Origin of the sequence: Parapedobacter sp. 2B3, assembly GCF_041925275.1 — a bacterium.
Classification (GTDB): domain Bacteria; phylum Bacteroidota; class Bacteroidia; order Sphingobacteriales; family Sphingobacteriaceae; genus Parapedobacter; species Parapedobacter pyrenivorans_A.
The window spans coordinates 369,306-385,128 of sequence record NZ_JBHEUZ010000001.1; the positions used below are offsets into that span (position 1 = coordinate 369,306).

Annotated in this window: 16 protein-coding genes and 1 pseudogene; 9 read left to right on the top strand and 8 right to left on the bottom strand. The window is 45.1% G+C overall.

The window, feature by feature from the left end:
* The gene (locus tag ACEVG1_RS01445) at nucleotides 1-3,201 is read right to left on the bottom strand and encodes a SusC/RagA family TonB-linked outer membrane protein (RefSeq protein ID WP_374741766.1); all 3,201 of its coding nucleotides are present in this window, start codon (nucleotides 3,199-3,201) and stop codon (nucleotides 1-3) included.
* On the bottom strand, nucleotides 3,198-4,727 hold the full coding sequence (locus tag ACEVG1_RS01450; protein WP_374741767.1) for a TlpA family protein disulfide reductase: 1,530 nt from the start codon (nucleotides 4,725-4,727) through the stop codon (nucleotides 3,198-3,200). The genes ACEVG1_RS01445 and ACEVG1_RS01450 overlap by 4 nt, the downstream gene beginning before the upstream one ends.
* Nucleotides 4,728-5,540: 813 nt before the next feature.
* On the opposite strand from ACEVG1_RS01450, the gene ACEVG1_RS01455 reads away from it, so the two are divergent.
* The 6 genes and pseudogenes from ACEVG1_RS01455 (at nucleotide 5,541) to ACEVG1_RS01480 (ending at nucleotide 8,878) form a co-directional block, all read left to right on the top strand.
* Nucleotides 5,541-6,194 (top strand): hypothetical protein, encoded by a 654-nt coding sequence (locus ACEVG1_RS01455; RefSeq protein WP_374741768.1) that lies wholly within the window; start codon nucleotides 5,541-5,543, stop codon nucleotides 6,192-6,194.
* Nucleotides 6,195-6,321: 127 nt separating this feature from the next.
* Nucleotides 6,322-6,390 (top strand): annotated as a pseudogene (locus ACEVG1_RS01460) (ORF6N domain-containing protein); the annotation flags it as partial.
* A gap of 148 nt (nucleotides 6,391-6,538) precedes the next feature.
* Nucleotides 6,539-6,784 carry a hypothetical protein gene (locus tag ACEVG1_RS01465; RefSeq protein WP_374741965.1) on the top strand — a complete coding sequence of 82 codons (246 nt, stop codon included), beginning with the start codon at nucleotides 6,539-6,541 and terminating at the stop codon, nucleotides 6,782-6,784.
* Nucleotides 6,742-6,843 carry a hypothetical protein gene (locus tag ACEVG1_RS01470; protein WP_374741961.1) on the top strand — a complete coding sequence of 34 codons (102 nt, stop codon included), beginning with the start codon at nucleotides 6,742-6,744 and terminating at the stop codon, nucleotides 6,841-6,843. Before ACEVG1_RS01465 ends, ACEVG1_RS01470 begins: the two co-directional genes overlap by 43 nt.
* Nucleotides 6,844-7,084: 241 nt before the next feature.
* Nucleotides 7,085-8,071, top strand: a complete 987-nt coding sequence (locus ACEVG1_RS01475) for an adenine-specific methyltransferase EcoRI family protein (RefSeq protein WP_374741769.1) — start codon at nucleotides 7,085-7,087, stop codon at nucleotides 8,069-8,071.
* Nucleotides 8,072-8,878 carry an EcoRI family type II restriction endonuclease gene (locus tag ACEVG1_RS01480; RefSeq protein WP_374741770.1) on the top strand — a complete coding sequence of 269 codons (807 nt, stop codon included), beginning with the start codon at nucleotides 8,072-8,074 and terminating at the stop codon, nucleotides 8,876-8,878.
* 277 nt (nucleotides 8,879-9,155) lie between these two features.
* Here ACEVG1_RS01480 and ACEVG1_RS01485 read toward each other — a convergent pair whose 3' ends face one another.
* The 5 genes from ACEVG1_RS01485 to ACEVG1_RS01505 are packed head-to-tail and all read right to left on the bottom strand — an operon-like array spanning nucleotide 9,156 to nucleotide 11,238.
* Entirely contained in the window at nucleotides 9,156-9,557 is a 402-nt protein-coding gene (locus tag ACEVG1_RS01485; RefSeq protein WP_374741771.1) for a VOC family protein, read from the bottom strand.
* Between the two features lie 11 nt (nucleotides 9,558-9,568).
* Nucleotides 9,569-10,018 carry an SRPBCC family protein gene (locus ACEVG1_RS01490; RefSeq protein ID WP_374741772.1) on the bottom strand — a complete coding sequence of 150 codons (450 nt, stop codon included), beginning with the start codon at nucleotides 10,016-10,018 and terminating at the stop codon, nucleotides 9,569-9,571.
* A gap of 26 nt (nucleotides 10,019-10,044) precedes the next feature.
* On the bottom strand, nucleotides 10,045-10,425 hold the full coding sequence (locus tag ACEVG1_RS01495; protein ID WP_374741773.1) for an iron chaperone: 381 nt from the start codon (nucleotides 10,423-10,425) through the stop codon (nucleotides 10,045-10,047).
* A complete protein-coding gene (locus ACEVG1_RS01500) occupies nucleotides 10,418-10,792 on the bottom strand; it encodes a DoxX family protein (protein ID WP_374741774.1) in 375 nt (124 codons plus the stop codon). Before ACEVG1_RS01500 ends, ACEVG1_RS01495 begins: the two co-directional genes overlap by 8 nt.
* 26 nt (nucleotides 10,793-10,818) lie before the next feature.
* Nucleotides 10,819-11,238 (bottom strand): SRPBCC family protein, encoded by a 420-nt coding sequence (locus ACEVG1_RS01505; protein ID WP_374741775.1) that lies wholly within the window; start codon nucleotides 11,236-11,238, stop codon nucleotides 10,819-10,821.
* 142 nt (nucleotides 11,239-11,380) lie between these two features.
* On the opposite strand from ACEVG1_RS01505, the gene ACEVG1_RS01510 reads away from it, so the two are divergent.
* The 3 genes from ACEVG1_RS01510 to ACEVG1_RS01520 all read left to right on the top strand — a co-directional run bounded on the left by ACEVG1_RS01510 (nucleotide 11,381) and on the right by ACEVG1_RS01520 (nucleotide 14,076).
* On the top strand, nucleotides 11,381-12,358 hold the full coding sequence (locus ACEVG1_RS01510) for a GlxA family transcriptional regulator (protein ID WP_374741776.1): 978 nt from the start codon (nucleotides 11,381-11,383) through the stop codon (nucleotides 12,356-12,358).
* 326 nt (nucleotides 12,359-12,684) lie between these two features.
* Entirely contained in the window at nucleotides 12,685-12,876 is a 192-nt protein-coding gene (locus ACEVG1_RS01515) for a cold-shock protein (RefSeq protein ID WP_374741777.1), read from the top strand.
* 132 nt (nucleotides 12,877-13,008) lie between these two features.
* On the top strand, nucleotides 13,009-14,076 hold the full coding sequence (locus tag ACEVG1_RS01520; protein ID WP_374741778.1) for a fatty acid desaturase: 1,068 nt from the start codon (nucleotides 13,009-13,011) through the stop codon (nucleotides 14,074-14,076).
* A gap of 61 nt (nucleotides 14,077-14,137) precedes the next feature.
* Here ACEVG1_RS01520 and ACEVG1_RS01525 read toward each other — a convergent pair whose 3' ends face one another.
* Nucleotides 14,138-15,796 (bottom strand): DUF4998 domain-containing protein, encoded by a 1,659-nt coding sequence (locus ACEVG1_RS01525; protein WP_374741779.1) that lies wholly within the window; start codon nucleotides 15,794-15,796, stop codon nucleotides 14,138-14,140.
* Between the last annotated feature and the right edge of the window lie 27 nt (nucleotides 15,797-15,823).

Below are 15,823 nucleotides of genomic sequence, written 5' to 3' on the forward strand. Positions count from 1 at the left end.
TTATAATGTCAATTGAAAGCCCAGAGTGACTGATCGCTGGGCAGGAAATTCCGCATTGGGATATAGCGGGTTTACGCCACTTCGGTTCTTCCGCCAAAGGATTCCAAGGTTTTGGGCATTTATGGTTAAGCGGAGGCTTTGAAAGGATAAGACTCCCGCCTTTATCCCGTCTACCGTATAACTAAGATTAATATCGTGCAACCGGATATGGTCACTGCTTTCTACCAGTACTTCGGAATAGGTATAAAAATCAGCAAGATTTGCGTGGTAACGCTCCACCCGGGCCGGGACATCGGTGAATGCTTCGTCTCCCGGTTGCTTCCAACGCCTGAAGTAGTCCTGGTGGTATCTTGGCGTAGTTAGGTATTCTCCCCCGGGCACCATGGACGTTCTCCTAAACAACCCGCCTTGGCTAAAGGAAATCATCGCACTCAAGTCGAATCCTTTAAACGAGAAATCATTTCGGAGCGAGCCAAACAAAGGGGGCACCCCGACGCCCATCAACGACAAATCGTTAGGGTCGAAATTCAGAATATGCTCGTCGTAGTCCACATTTCCGTCTTCGTAACCAGGAAGGTTCGGTAGCCCGGTATTTCCGTTAAGACCATACCACGGAAATGCATAAATCGCGTCCAAGGAACGCCCGACAACCGGGGGCCTGCCATTGAGAAAGAAATAATCGAATACATTTACACTTTCCGGGGTATCGTAGGATACTATTTTGTTGGATGAATAATTCACCATCGCGACACTTTTCCAGTGAAAACCTGCTTTCTTGATATTCAGGCTGCTGATCTGCAGATCAAGGCCACGCGTACGCATACTGGCGTAATTGCGTCGATAGTTCGGGCCGGCACCTGTCGTAGGATCGATCATGAAACTTCCCAGCAGGTCTTTTGCATCTTTGTTATACCACTCTACGCTCCCCGAAAGGCGCTCCCCTTTCGTCCCCCACTCCGCTGCAAGGTTCAGTGTATTAACCGTTTCCCATCTCAAACTTGGATTGCCGGGATGTAGCAGATCAGCATACGGTAAACCGGTATCCGAATTGATCTGGAAGGAAACGGTTGGGTAGTGCCCCTGCGATTTATCGATAATCCCGCCACTCCCGTAGGTCGCTTTTAAGCGTAAACGGGGAAATATCCCATCTTTATTGTAGAATTTCTCTTCATCGATACGCCAACTCACGCCCGAAGACCACAGGACTGTGCCCCGCTGATTCGTTTTCACCCCCAGTAGGTTGCTGCCGTCCCACCTTACACTACCGGAAATGATATAACGTTCCAGATAGGTGTATGCTGCATTTGAAAAGTAAGAAAGATTCCTGTTAAGTCTCCTTTCCACATTACCCTGACCGCCCTCAACCCTGGCGCTTCCCCGGGGCAATACCGGATACCATGTCGTAAAATCGAACGCCTGCGTTCCACCCAGAAAATCGCTGCTGAAGTTATATAGCCTCAAGCCGGGTGTTTGCGATATCCGGTGCTCGGACAATTCAATCCCAGCCAACGCCGACAGGCGATGTGAACCGCTCCATTCCCGCTCCTGATTGAGCAGCACCCTACCGGAATGGGTGGAATATGCATTGTTTGGCATGACGTCGTTTATTCCACCGTGGGGAATAACCTGTCTGCCATCGGGCTGCGTGAATCTGTTGACCAAATCCCTAACATAGAAACTCCCTGAATCATAATAGGTGCTTCCCCCGGACTGTCCGGATAGGAACCTGTAATTGGCCCTCACATCCAGCCAATTCCAAATTTTGTAATTAAAGCCGCCAGTCACCCTCACTTCCCTATCATCACTTATCCGATTGTGCAATCCCATTTCTTCCAGTGGATAATACTGCCAATCCAACAATCCATGTTCAATCGCGTTTTCCGAATAGGAGAACCGTCTAGAATAATAACCCGTCGGTAAGGGAATGCCTTGTTCATCTGCAAGCAAAAGATAAGGCTCGGTTGCGCCATTACCCATCGCCGTATAGGTCAGTCCGTTGTTTACCGCGGATTTGGACGTGTACCAGATTCCGACTTCTATGGAGATTTTCTTATTTATCTTGAATTCATTCCGCATGTTCACGTTTACCCGCCTGCCTGAATTGCCGATAACATTCCCTTTGTTATTGTCGTAATTACCGGCCAGATAATAGGTGTATCGCTCACCGCCGCCACTGCCATTTACCGCATATTGCTGCGTCAACCCGGTCTGGTATAGATAGCTGCGTGCTTGCTGTCTCAGGTCAGCTTGACTATACTGGTTACGCATATAATCGAATGCCTCATCAGTAATAAGACCATCCCGTTTTTTGATTAGCATTTCCACATACAGTGGGAGGTATATAGATTCATCCTCCACGTATCCGCCTTTGGAAAAAAACTCTTCCTGGATTTTCATCACCGTCTCGGAGGGGAGAAAATTGCGTGAGTAAAACAAGTCCGGGCTCTTCAAAAAAGAGATATTCGCGACAAGGTTTACGGTGAAAGGCTGGTTGCGGCGTCCTTTTTTTGTATTGATGACGATAACACCGTTTCCAGCACGTGCACCCCAGATGGAAGCTGATGCGGCGTCTTTGAGGACGGTCACACTTTCCACATCATTTGGATTTATGGTTGAGATGTTCCCGTCATAAGGGAAATTATCCACAATAACGAGCGGGTCAGACCCGGCTTCAATAGTTGAAAGCCCCCTAACGCGCAAACGTGGCGCAGCAGAACCGGCGTTCTCTCCGGTTACCAAACTTCGATCGAATTGCAACCCATTGGTCACCCCTTCCAGCCGATCCAGGATATTTGTGCTTGCACTCCTACTGAGTGTTTGTTGGTCTACATGCGCAAATGAGCCGGTAGCCCTTTCGCGGGGTATTTCGTAATAACCGGTATTGACAATGACTTCCTGCAATACGGCTGACGACAGGGTCAGGTATAACGTAAGGGGGTTGCCCATGGTAGCCAGCGTAAATTCTTGGCTTTCGTAGCCAAGATGTTTCGCGATAAAGGTGTCTGCCTGATGTTGGATTGCTATATGGAAGTATCCGTTGGAATCCGAGACGTCTATCCGTCCGCTATTTGTACTTTCTATATTGACTCCCGCTAACGGGGCCTTTGTGTCGGATGCCAGCACCCGCCCTTGATATGGTTGCGCTGCTGCGGTAACCGTTAAGACAATCACGAAGATAATAGTTAAATATATTAGTTTCATAAGCATTTCTCTAAATTGTTCTGCGTTGACTGCCTGACTGTGATCACGGGTACGTAGGTCTCGCGGATTGAAAGAGAGAGTCCATAGCGTTTAAGTGCGTTAACAATGACATTGTCGTCACCGCACGTATCATTTGGCAGGTCGAAACTGACGAAGGTGCCCGACGGAATACCCGTACTGTCTATAACCGCATTGATGGTCAACGGCGATAATCTGTTGTATATTTCCTTTAAGAAAACCTGTTCGAAATGTTGCCGCTGATAATGCGACGGTGTGTCCACCAGCCGCCGGCCTTCGTCGTTTGCGTTCAATAGTGCCAGCGTTTCCTGAGGGCTTTCGATGGTTTTTAATACCGCATACCGATGCTTCATCGCCGGCTCAACCGCGATATTAACGCCGAGATGTTTTTTAAAAAACATCGTGATATCATGTCGGACCATTTTGAGTACTTCCCCTTGTAGAGTATCGTCCGGGACCCTGAGATTATAACTGTATGTGTTTTCTTCAAGCCATTTCATCCGCCTTAAATAATGCTGGAGATCGTTTGTTTTATCGTATCCCGGGCGGTCCACGAACAATCTCTTTCTTAATCCGGAGTCTATGTACCAGTAGATGCCATTTGTTTTGTCCAACTTTGGCATGATAGCTGTCGAGAACGCATCGAATATCAGGTCTTCAAGGGTCCGGTTTATGGAAATTACCGCGACGGTATCATCCTGCGTGCTGATCTCCATCTTGCGCCCGGTGCCATAATTAGGAATGTATCCGCCAATCACAGAATATGGCGAAAGGCGTTGGTATACTTTTGTGAAACCATTGTCAGGCAGAAACAGCGGTTTTGAGCGGTCAATGGCTCTTACATTTCCAAGTTTCATCTCGATATCCACGGGTTTGCCCTCATAAAACCGTAGGATGTTCTCTTCGGTCACGTAGGCAATCTTTGGCTTTGCGGCAACTCTTCCATCTTTTATCCAAACCACATACGGTATGCCGTTTCTCTCACCGTGGCGGAATACCCCGTCGAAAAAGAACTTATCACGGTCTATTACCGATGCAACAGGCCAGTTCTTACTTTTCATGAAGTTGGCCAGTGATTGGTTATCAATTGCCTCGTGGGAAGCTATGGGAATCAACGCGACTTTATCAGGGTATATTTGTTGGATGGCAGAAAGCTTTTCTATGGATGCAATGCAGGGGCTGCACCATGTAGCCCAGAAATCAAGGATGATTAGTTTCCCCCGGTAATCATCGAGCGTGACCGTATCTCTTCCGCCAATGGGCGAATGGTTTACCACTTGCAACGGATGGTGCCAAAGCCATTCGGGGATGGTGTCGCCGATTTGCAGCGGTTTGATTTCTGCAACTGCCGTAGCCACAGGCTCCGCCTGCTGGGCGGAGACCTGCTTCACGGCATACAAACACATGCTCGTCAATACAGCCAGCAGGCTGATGTATCGTATATAATGGTATTTCGGTTTATGTGTGGTTAGGGCATAGCTATCCCCTAAGCGTAATTTTCGCTTCATTTATCATTGGTTTTTAACGGTTTAAGAAAAATTCATTTCACAATCCGACCAACCGATGCCGAAGAAATTTCTCGAATTTATTTGTAAGTATGAAAGAAAGCGCCTACTTTTAGCTATTGCGAAGTAACCGAAAATAGACGCCTTCTCCAACCTGAACTAAAAACGGGTTTTTCTTTCAGCATTGGGGTCGGTGGCAGCCGAGGAAGGTGGGTTTATAGTCCTTGCTTTCGGGTGAGGATTTTGATTTACCCTCTCCCCTATGCACTTCTGTTGGCTGTGGTATTTTTCCGTGGGATTATACGGGGCCGCGTTTAACGTTTTTTAAGTTGGATTGTAGGGATTGGGGTTGTACCCTTTTGATATCGCAAATTGCGATGCCTTCCGCAAGTGGCTTGCGGTATGGGAGCTTTGACGGTTTGGTGGATGTCGTTTCCATAATCTTTTTTGGTTATGTAAACGAAGTACCTCAAAAAGCATATTAGATCGGATTGGATTAAAAACACCAATAGGGCGAACTAACTGCTTTAACGAGAGGCACCGCCAAGTAGCCCATTCTAATCCAAGGATTAGTTACCCTAAAGACTCACGTTAGTTCGCCCTACTGGCATAATATCGCAAAGATAGTATATCCAGTTTTAATGGGCGAACATACGGTCATCTCACGGGTAAACTTGGCGGTTTTCTCGTGTGAGAGACTTCATTTTGAATTGGAGGTTTTATCCTCTATTCACTTGTGTCGCTACAATACATAGGCAAAGGTAATATTATAAATTCAAAATCCAAGGATTTTATATCAATTAATTTATATTGAGAATGAGGGCCCTTCAAGAGCTTATTGAGATACTACTAAAGTACACCGAGAAATTCGGCCTAGAGCCTATCGACGTCGCATACTTATCAAAGGTGAATAGAAAAACAATTGATGCACTTCTAGCGGGAACCGGTGGCATTGAATTGGAATCCGTAGACGAAATTTCGTTAATCTTCGGCCTGCGTTATTACCAATTGGGGAATCCTGACTTTGAAATGCCTTTCTTTGACTCTCTCCCAGAAACAACCAAAGATAGAATCGCATTTCGGAAAAAAGAAGGACCACACGAGGATACCACATACAACGCAGTTCTTCTAAATGAAAAGATTACAGTAGTATTGAACAACTATAAAAAAGATGACGAGTTTCTCGCTGAGCATATAGTAAAGTCCTTATCGGAGACGTTCAAAGAAAATTTTAGTACGAGCGAAGTCGGAAAGCGTCTTACCGAATCTATGGATGATTACATAATAAAGACCACTAGGCAAGATAGGGATAGAAAAGGCCGAGGCCCAAAACCTTTTTACTTTAAACTGGTAAGAAGGGTACCACCAAAAGTATTAAAGGAGGCAAAAGACAAAATTGCAGAGGTGAATAAGGATAATGTTGAGAAAAAGGTGGTAAAGAAGGAACAGAATGACATAAGCGAATCTTGATATCATAAATTGTGATATCAAAAACTAACACAGACCTATGGCAAAAACCCAAACCAACGACAAAGAAAGCGTGCTTCTTGAAACTGATGTACAAGACAAAATATATTTTATTCGCGGCCTCAGTGTTATGTTAGATAGCGACCTAGCCGATTTATACGGTGTGGAAACGCGTGTTCTTAACCAAGCTGTAAGCAGGAACTTGGACCGATTTCCCGAAGACTTTATGTTCCAATTGACCAAGGATGAATGGGCGGAGAGAACCGTTTGCATTTACGGAGCATGGGGTATTAATGCTATCCAGTGTATTAAACAGCCAACGTGCAATACAAGTAAACATTCGTACTATGCGGGTACTCAACCAAATTCGAACCTCTCTTATTGGAACAACCGACATCCGCCTGGAGATGGCCGAAATAAAGTATACCGTAGAGCAGATCGCCAAGAAACAGAAAGGACACGACCAGAATATCGAACTGATTTTTGAATATATAGACCGTTTGCAGGATAAGGCGAAATCAATTTCACAAGACCGCCGTTACCTCAGAATATTGACGAGTATAAACAATACAAAGACCATACATTGCATTTGATAAACAAAAGAAATAGACGAATTTTGGACAACTTAACAAGTGGACAAAATGCAAATTGAAAACAACACAAAGACAAGAACGCCAGCCTGCAACATCGTATTGGCAATAGGCGGGCTGAACGGCTTCGTATCAAGCGAAGTCTTAAATTCAACTCCTGTTCTTCGTATCAGCTTCAGTACTAAAAATCCCGCCCATCGCCAATACGCGGCCCGTTAGGTGTAAGCGTAAAACAGCGACACCCAGGAAAATCCCACCAAAAAAATCTGTATCTTTACGACAATTAACTAATAAATAATAAAAATGATAGCGGAAAAAACCTTAAACCAAACTCTACACATAGCAAAATCTGCTAAGAAAGATGAGTTCTATACCCAACTATCAGACATAGAAAGTGAGTTGAAACATTATGAAAAACACTTTAAAAATAAAGTGGTTTTTTGTAATTGTGACGACCCACGAAATAGCAATTTCTTCAATTATTTTGCCTACAATTTTGAAAAATTAGGCTTGAAAAAACTCATAACAACCTGCTATATAAATCAAGAAACTGATTTGTTTTTTCAAGAAGAAAATGAAAAAGCTGTATTTCTTGAATACACAGGCGACAAAAACGGGAACAAAATTCCTGATGCAGAAGAAATAGGATTGACACCACTAAAAGGCGATGGCGACTTTCGTAGTAAAGAAAGTATCGACTTGCTAAAGCAAGCCGATATTGTCGTTACCAATCCCCCGTTTTCGTTGTTTAGAGAATATGTTGACCAATTAGTAAAGTACGAAAAGAAATTTCTAATAATCGGAAACATCAATGCAATAACCTACAAAGAAATCTTTAAACTCATTAAAGAAAATAAAGCGTGGTTAGGTATCAATATGGGACGAGGAATTTCGGGTTTTATCGTTCCTGACCGTTATGAACTTTATGGAACAGAAACTCGCATTGATGATTTTGGAAATAGAATAATTTCACCCAACAATTGTTTATGGCTAACCAATTTGGAGACCTTTAAACGACACGAGGATATTGTTCTAACCAAAAAATATTACGGAAACGAATTCGAATATCCAAAGTTTGATAATTACGAAGCAATTAACGTAAATAAGACCCAAGATATTCCGTTGGATTATGAAGGAGTTATGGGCGTTCCAATTACATTTTTGCATAAATACAATCCGGAACAATTTGAATTGATTAAATTCAGAAAAGGTAATGACGATAAAGATTTATCAATAAACGGAAAGTGTCCTTATTTCAGAATTTTAATCAAAAACAAGCGTATCAAGTAAATGGCGAAAAAACAAACAGAGAGACTACGAGTAGAAAAAATAAGAGGACAAGGTCCGAAAGAAATATTCGGAGAGAACGCACAAATACACGACAAATCGGTAAACAGTTTTTCAAAAACCATTTTTGAAACTTTGAAAAAGGATTTTCCGAGCCTTGAGTTTCGTTTTAGAGAGAAAATCACGAAAAAGGAAATAAATGAAAAACTGAATTCGGTTGATAAGCGATTAGGATTGACGGTATTTGTTGCGAATGCATCAATAAGACCCGACGGTGGAATTATTGAAGTGAAAGACAAGGACGATAAATGGCGTATTGTATTAGTTTGTGAAGCTAAACATCAAGGCAAAGACATTGAAAATATTACAAAAGGAATATTGGTAGGCAAAAACAGCAATCAAGATTTAATGGTTGCAGGAAATGCCATTGAGCGTTCTCATAAAAACATCAACGAAATCAGAAACATAATGATTGATGAAAAACACTTTCCTTACATTTTATTTTTGCAAGGCTCAAACTTTCTGACAGAACCAACTGCGGTATTAAGACCAGACGGAACCGAAGTGATTTTGAAACACGATGCAGGTTCTTTAAACAGAATTGACAGATTGACTTCTGCAAATTACAGTTTACCTATCAATCAAAATAGTTGTGAAAATATCGTCATCACTGTTGACGGCAAATCAGTTATGCTGCAAGCCGTATCAATTTTCACAAAAGCAACAGAATGGAGTATTGAAGAAATGTTGCCAATTATGATGGATGTTTCGACAACATCTTTAAGAATATTAGGCTTAACTGAAAAATAGATGAATAGAAAACAAAACGCCTGGACCTAACAAGGTATTGTCAAAAGCGGGGCAGAACGGCTTCGATTGAACCTTTTTACAAGGTTCAACTTTCGTTCTTCCATTAAGCTTTATGGGAATTGAGGGAAGACCGATTGTATTTGATAGAGCTAAAGGCCTACCTGGATAGCAGTCGGGAGCCTGTCGGTGTCGACTACCTATTTCCTGGCAGTCTGAAGCATTCGCCTATTGGTTTACCGGGCATTTAAGGCTGCCGCACCTTATCGGGGCCGATTATTTAAACCCCCAACACCCACCGTACATCAAACGGGTCGGTTACTTCCACGAGTTTCTGACCGGAATCACGGGTGTCAACCGGATCCTTTCTGGTATATCCCAGTTTCCCAATAAGTGATTCCCTGTCGCCTACATCTTTACAGTGTAGGAAAATAGACATATAGTTTCCCAGTGTTCGCCCTTCGTCATGCACCAAGTCCGAACCGTGGATAATAATACGGTCGGAAACCAGCGACCCACTAACGACCGGCATCTCTCTGTATCCTTGCAACGCTTGCCCAAACATTTGGAATCGCAACGTGCCACCAAAGCAGGATTGGTAATACGTGAGCGCACTCCTGCAATTACCGGAAAAAGTAATGAAAATCGCGCTCACGGACCTACCATCATTAGGATCAGCCATACCGGATTGCACTAAGCGTCGGGGATTTCGGGTTCTACCAACTTGATCAGCTTTTCCAGCGATTCCTGCCAACCTAAATAACACATCTCCGCCGGTATGGCCGCGGGAATGCCCTCCTGCACTACGGTAAGTTCAGTGCCGCACGACACCGCTTTTAACCATACGGTGGTTATCATTTCACCGGGCAGATTGGGATCGTCAAATGCATCGCTGTACTTGATGAACTCGTTGGGCTTTATCTCGAGGTATGACCCGCCGAAAGAATGCCCGTTACCTGTACTGAAGTTCACGAACGTCATATGGTACTTCCCTCCTACTTTGAAGTCCATGTGCTGGACAGTGCATAGGAAGCCATAGGGCGGCAGCCAGGTTGAATGTGCCAGCGGATCGGCAAATGCCCGGAAGACTTTCTCAGGGCTCGCCTTGATGACCCGATGTAATGAAACCGTTTGATTTTCCATCTCTTTTAAAGTTAGTTTGTGATTAATTATTTCTTGCCATGTGTTGCTTTTTCCTCATTTTCCTGTTTCCTGAACGCGACGATCTTCTTGACCAGTGCCTCGGGAAACGGCTTATCCGTTGGGATCTGGATAACCGATTTACTGGTTTTGTACCCCGCTAGGTCCGTCTTGAAGTGCTCCCAAAATGCATCGCTATAGGGATGCGACAACGAGACATGTTTGGGAAATGCGCAGTAGTATAACAGATAGCCATTGTATTTAAAACAAGGAATTTGATAGCTGATATGCTCCTCTACGCCAGGCACCGCTTCGTGGACGATCTTCCGGACGGCCTGCATCCGCATCAACGGTTCCCCATCGAAAGCCTCGTGGTATTCGTCGATGGTCTGAAAATTTGTCTTAGCCATTTGTCCGGACTTTAGGGTTGTAAAAGTAAGAGACGGCTAAAATACCCAACACGACCAGCGGCATCAGCATAAACGCGATGTTTTTATCCACACAGGCATGGCTGATGAAGGCAAAGATCAAGTTAAACGTAAGCCCGGCATACGCCCATTCCCGTAACTTAGCCGATACGCCCGGGGCCGAAATCGCCAAAACACCGAGTACTTTACAAATGATAAGTGTATAGGCAAAGTAATCGGGGTAGCCCAAAGGTGCGGTACCCACTGTTGCCTGGTCTGGTGCAAAAAGCAGCGTGCTAAGCGGCATCACCCCTTCCCATAAAATGATGATCGTTGTTGCCACCCAAAAGATAATTTTACTCTTCTTCATCTGATTAATTATTAACGGTCTACAAATTAATTTGATTCAACGTATTTCACGAAGTTATCCAAGATGGCCTGCCATCCTTGCTTCTGAAATTCAGGGTCATTTTCTGTTTCTGCGTCAAAGGTGGTGGCAATACTGGTTTTTCCACCCTGCTCGGTAAATACCGTCGCCGCCCTTCGGCCGTCGGGCATCGTGTAAGCGATCTCTTTGTGCTCATCTACCTTATCATAAATGCCTTCAAAATCAAAACCGAAGCTGCCATCCTTCGCTTCCATTCTGTTCTTAAACGAACCACCTACCCGCAGATCATTCTCGCTGCTCGGGCTATGCCAACTTGGATCGGGCGTATTCCATTGCATAATGTCGACCGGTGTATTCCAGGCTTTCCAAACTTTCGTTAGGGGTGCATTTACAGTTGTTTCTACGGTAATTCTTGTTACTTGTGCCATGGGGAGTTAATTTTTGTCTATCTAATTTTACATTTCAAAATTACAACGGGCTACCCAAAAGCGGCTGTTATAAAAACGACATTCTTAGGGGTGAATTATGACAAACTATTTCTACCTTGCGTTGCAATAACCAATGATTGATATGCAAATCTCTGTCTTTGTGCCAGCATACGGGGTAATTGAGGCCGTTACGCCCCCATTCAGAACCTTTCATACCGCCAATGAGTTTTTAACCACCTTTGGTAAAAAACCCATCTTCGAAGTGGAATATGTGGGCCTCAACGAATACGTGCCGGCAAACAACGGCGAATACACGATTAAAACCGACAGGTTGCTCAAAGATGTGGCCCAAACGGACCTGCTGATCATACCGCCCACATTTGGCGATGCTGCCAAAGGGATTGAGGCCAACGCGGAAGCGATACCCTATTTCAAAAAGCTGCACGAAACGGGTGCGAGCCTCGCTAGCTTATGTATAGGGGCTTTCCTTTTGGCCGAAACGGGTTTACTGGATGGCAAAAAATGTTCTACCCATTGGGCGTACATCAATGAATTCAAAGCACGCTACCCGCAAGTGGAGGTAGAAGATGGTGCGATAATAACCGAACACGACAATATCTATAGCAGCGGCGGGGCAAGCAGCTTATGGAATTTGATCTTATACCTGGTTGAAAAGTTTGCCGATCGGGAAACCGCCGTCATGATCTCCAAATATTTCGCATTGGATATCGGGCGGGACAGCCAATCCCAATTCGCCATATTCAAAGGCCAACGGAATCACGGTGACGATGGTATACAACAGGTACAGGATTACATTGAGGAACATTATTGTGATAAAATATCCATAGAAACATTGGCAAGGCTGATCAATACGGGCCGGAGGACATTTGAAAGAAGGTTTAAGGAGGCCACCAATAATACGCCCATTGCATATATACAACGGGTGCGGATAGAAGCTGCCAAAAAATTCTTTGAAGCGGCAAGGAAAAACGTAACCGAAATCATGTTTGATGTGGGTTATACGGATACCAAAGCCTTCAGGGATACGTTCAAGAAAATCACCGGCCTTACGCCAATCGAGTACCGGAATAAGTTTGCACGGGTGGCAAACGAGGTTTAAACAGAAAGCCCCGAAACGGGGAGGATCGGGGCTTTCAAACTAACCAATTATAAACCTAATGTATGAAAAGACAATCTTATTGTTTCAAATGACCAATTACCATGCCGTATTGTATCAACTATGTCAGCGGTTTGTAAACCTACCCTAAGTTGGTAAGCGCTAAGATAGGATGGTTGCTGCGACGGCGCAATACCTAGATTTAGGTATTTGTGGGTATACCCCGTGTAGGGCGCCAGCAAGCCAAAATAAAAATTACTGAATACCAATAAATTATATCTATATTTGCCCGCAATTAATTATTTTATTCATTTTTTATCCAGCATGCCATGCAAGAAGGCAAAGTAAAATTTTTCAATGAAACCAAAGGTTTCGGTTTCATCACCCCCAATGACGGTGGAAACGATGTATTTGTCCACACCTCCGGGTTGAAAAACCGTATCCGTGAGAATGACAATGTTTCATTTGAAGTGGCACAGGGCCAGAAAGGGCTCAACGCAGTAAATGTCAAATTGATTTAAATCCATTTTTCAAATATTGTACAGGAACCATCCGGCATTCAGTACCGGATGGTTTTTTTTATGAATACCCGAAATACCCCTTCCTAATCCGTATATTCGAGCGCAATATTTTTAAAATTCACTCACCCATACATGTCCAAAACCAGTTTCAATAGCATCAACAAACCTTTCGCCGCCACGCTTCGTGGACGTGTGAATGATTATTTCAAGACCCGCCAGCTTGCCAATACCGGCAACCGGCGGCTATATATCAAAAGTATAACGTTGGTAGCCACGGCCATTGCGCTTTACACGGTTTTGCTTGGGCTTACGATGCCTGTATGGCTCTCCTGCCTGCTGTGCGTAGTACTCGGCGTTAATTTCGCTGCCATCGGTTTCAACATCATGCACGAAGGGGGCCATCAGAGTTTTTCTAAAATTGGGTGGTTGAATACGTTGTCGGCCTATACGTTAAACATGCTCGGGGGCACCATCTATTTCTGGAAACAGAAACACAATATCAATCACCATACGTACACGAATATAGACGGCTTGGACCATGATATTGACGTCAAGTTTATGCGTATGCATGCCGATCAGCCCCACCGTTGGTTTCATCGGTTTCAGTTCGCCTATTGGTTTGTATTGTATGGTATTTCCTATATCGCTTGGGTATTATTTCAGGATTTTGAGAAATATTTCTCGGGCAAGATGGGTCAGCAGGCAGAAAGGAAAACCATGCCGTTACGTGAGCACGTGATCTTTTGGACTACAAAGATCAGCTACGTCGCGGTCTATTTCATTATTCCCATTATGGCAGCAGGGTGGGTTCCGGCGGTGATTGGCTGGCTGATCGCCGGGGTTTCCTGCGGTTTCTGCTTGGCCGTTGTTTTCCAGCTCGCCCACGTCGTGGAGGCAACCCAGTTTCCGGTTGCTGACGAAGATAGCGGCAAGATCGAACAGGAGTGGATGGTCCATCAACTAAGTACCACGGCCAATTTTGCAACCGGTAGCCGCACGGTTTCCTGGCTGCTTGGCGGGCTTAATTTCCAGGTAGAGCACCACCTCTTCCCCCGCATCAGCCATGTGCACTACCCCGCCATCAATAAATTGGTCAAGGCTACTTGCAAGGAATTCGGGGTGACCTACCTCGAGCACCGCACCATGTCGCGCGCGTTTGCATCGCACCTTCGGCATATCTATCGGCTTGGCAAGGCGTAAATAAATCGGCCATCCTTGCTTGGTGCAGGGATGGCCGATCGAAACAACGATGGTCCGCAACCTATTCTTTGGCGAACCTGAAATTGGAAAAGTAATACACAATGTCTTCATCGGGCTCGAATGTCAGCGATGGTTCGCCGCCGATATTCATTACGATGACCCGGTTGTGTCGGTTCAATGCCTGCGACAAGTCTACAGTAACGTCTGTCCATTTTTCCAAGTCCGCATCGTTAATCCGGAAATCATCGGCATTGGGCGCCCAATACTCCTGCCCGAAATCACTGTTTTGCCCAAACGACCACATGGAATTCATAAACCGGGGCCAAAGCCGCTGATAAGGTGCATAAGCCCCGGCAAACGTACTCTTGGTGGGCGCGTACACCTTGAATTTCAGGTATTTATACTCTTGTATATTAAATCGGTATTCGCGCGGTAGCGCAAATACGAAAGATGCACTGCGATTACGCAATACCGTCTTCAACACATTTTGCAATCCGGTACCGGCAGGAGCATCTGTTGCTGGAACGGTAAAATCTATCCGCCAATTGTTATCTTGCACCACACCATCAAGAAAATAATTCATGGGAATCAGCGCATCATTAGGCATCGTCACCAATTCAACCACACCACTTTCTACATAGGGATTCAACAGATCGTCCAAGCCCATGCTGTTTGGCGCATAACGCACTTTCTCAAGGAGGCCAGCCTCTAGCATGTCCTTAAGTGTCTGTGCATTTGCCGACGGTACGTTGGACACCTTCCGTGCAAAGGGAACCCATTCACCTCCGCCCACCGTTGCCTGAACGCCGTTGCGGTCATAGCCCAGGGTGGGCATCGCAAACAAGCCGCCGCCCGTCAGGTCGACTTCCTTCAGGTTGGGGAAGTAAAACATATCCTGCAACGAATTTGCATGGACGGGATAGACGAGCTTAGTGATTGCCGACACACCGTCTGCGGTAAATGTGGTAACGCCGTTGGCTTCCAAGATGGTCCGTTCAGATGGCGCAAATGGAGTGCTTCCCGTAGGCATATTGATGACCAAATCCTTTTCAATTGTAATAACATCGAGAATCGGCACGTTGTTGACCTTGGGTACGACGTTGTAGGTCACCGTTACGGTGGTAGGTTGCCCCGATTGCAAATTGGCCATAAAGAAACGGGAATCTGCCTCCCGCTCCCCGGTCCGCGTCTCACCGTCTTTGTCCGTATAACTGAACGATAGGTTTTTGTAGTCGAGCAATACAGATGAGAGACCGTTGGGCCAATCAACCACCGCAGAGGTAGGAGAAGTGAGTACGCGTGGCGTACTGACTGCCAAACCTGCCACGTCGCTAGCTGAATACGGGATGAGCGCAATCTCGAGGGGCACCGATTTATTTTCAAATTCATCGATGGTATAAACCTGGAAACGGTAAAGTTTGGGTTGGGTAAGCCCCGTTATGTTCACCCACGATACCAGTCCGTCAATGACAATCTGCTGGTCGTCATATTCCACCACCGTCTTTTTTGCCTTACCTAGTTTGATCTGGCTGGCGGGTATGCGGCCGGCCTTCATTAAATCGATCTCAACCCGCTCATATCCGATATGCCCCACAATGGTATCATATTTAGCGGGGTAAACGACTTCGCCCGAGTATTCGTCCAGGCTATCGTACATGCCATCACACGCGCCTAACAAGACGACAGATAGCACGGAGAAAAATAATATTCTGTTCAACATATCAACTGTGTTTTTACTCAAAAAACG

Coding starts and splice junctions, on each gene's coding strand:
- ACEVG1_RS01500 (WP_374741774.1), bottom strand. CDS start 10,792: ATGAAGAAGAGTAAAATTATCTTTTGGGTGGCAACAACGATCATCATT.
- ACEVG1_RS01465 (WP_374741965.1), top strand. CDS start 6,539: ATGCGGGTACTCAACCAAATTCGAACCTCTCTTATTGGAACAACCGAC.
- ACEVG1_RS01520 (WP_374741778.1), top strand. CDS start 13,009: ATGTCCAAAACCAGTTTCAATAGCATCAACAAACCTTTCGCCGCCACG.
- ACEVG1_RS01515 (WP_374741777.1), top strand. CDS start 12,685: ATGCAAGAAGGCAAAGTAAAATTTTTCAATGAAACCAAAGGTTTCGGT.
- ACEVG1_RS01495 (WP_374741773.1), bottom strand. CDS start 10,425: ATGGCTAAGACAAATTTTCAGACCATCGACGAATACCACGAGGCTTTC.
- ACEVG1_RS01485 (WP_374741771.1), bottom strand. CDS start 9,557: ATGGCTGATCCTAATGATGGTAGGTCCGTGAGCGCGATTTTCATTACT.
- ACEVG1_RS01450 (WP_374741767.1), bottom strand. CDS start 4,727: ATGAAGCGAAAATTACGCTTAGGGGATAGCTATGCCCTAACCACACAT.
- ACEVG1_RS01445 (WP_374741766.1), bottom strand. CDS start 3,201: ATGAAACTAATATATTTAACTATTATCTTCGTGATTGTCTTAACGGTT.
- ACEVG1_RS01475 (WP_374741769.1), top strand. CDS start 7,085: ATGATAGCGGAAAAAACCTTAAACCAAACTCTACACATAGCAAAATCT.
- ACEVG1_RS01505 (WP_374741775.1), bottom strand. CDS start 11,238: ATGGCACAAGTAACAAGAATTACCGTAGAAACAACTGTAAATGCACCC.
- ACEVG1_RS01480 (WP_374741770.1), top strand. CDS start 8,072: ATGGCGAAAAAACAAACAGAGAGACTACGAGTAGAAAAAATAAGAGGA.
- ACEVG1_RS01490 (WP_374741772.1), bottom strand. CDS start 10,018: ATGGAAAATCAAACGGTTTCATTACATCGGGTCATCAAGGCGAGCCCT.
- ACEVG1_RS01510 (WP_374741776.1), top strand. CDS start 11,381: ATGCAAATCTCTGTCTTTGTGCCAGCATACGGGGTAATTGAGGCCGTT.
- ACEVG1_RS01455 (WP_374741768.1), top strand. CDS start 5,541: ATGAGGGCCCTTCAAGAGCTTATTGAGATACTACTAAAGTACACCGAG.
- ACEVG1_RS01525 (WP_374741779.1), bottom strand. CDS start 15,796: ATGTTGAACAGAATATTATTTTTCTCCGTGCTATCTGTCGTCTTGTTA.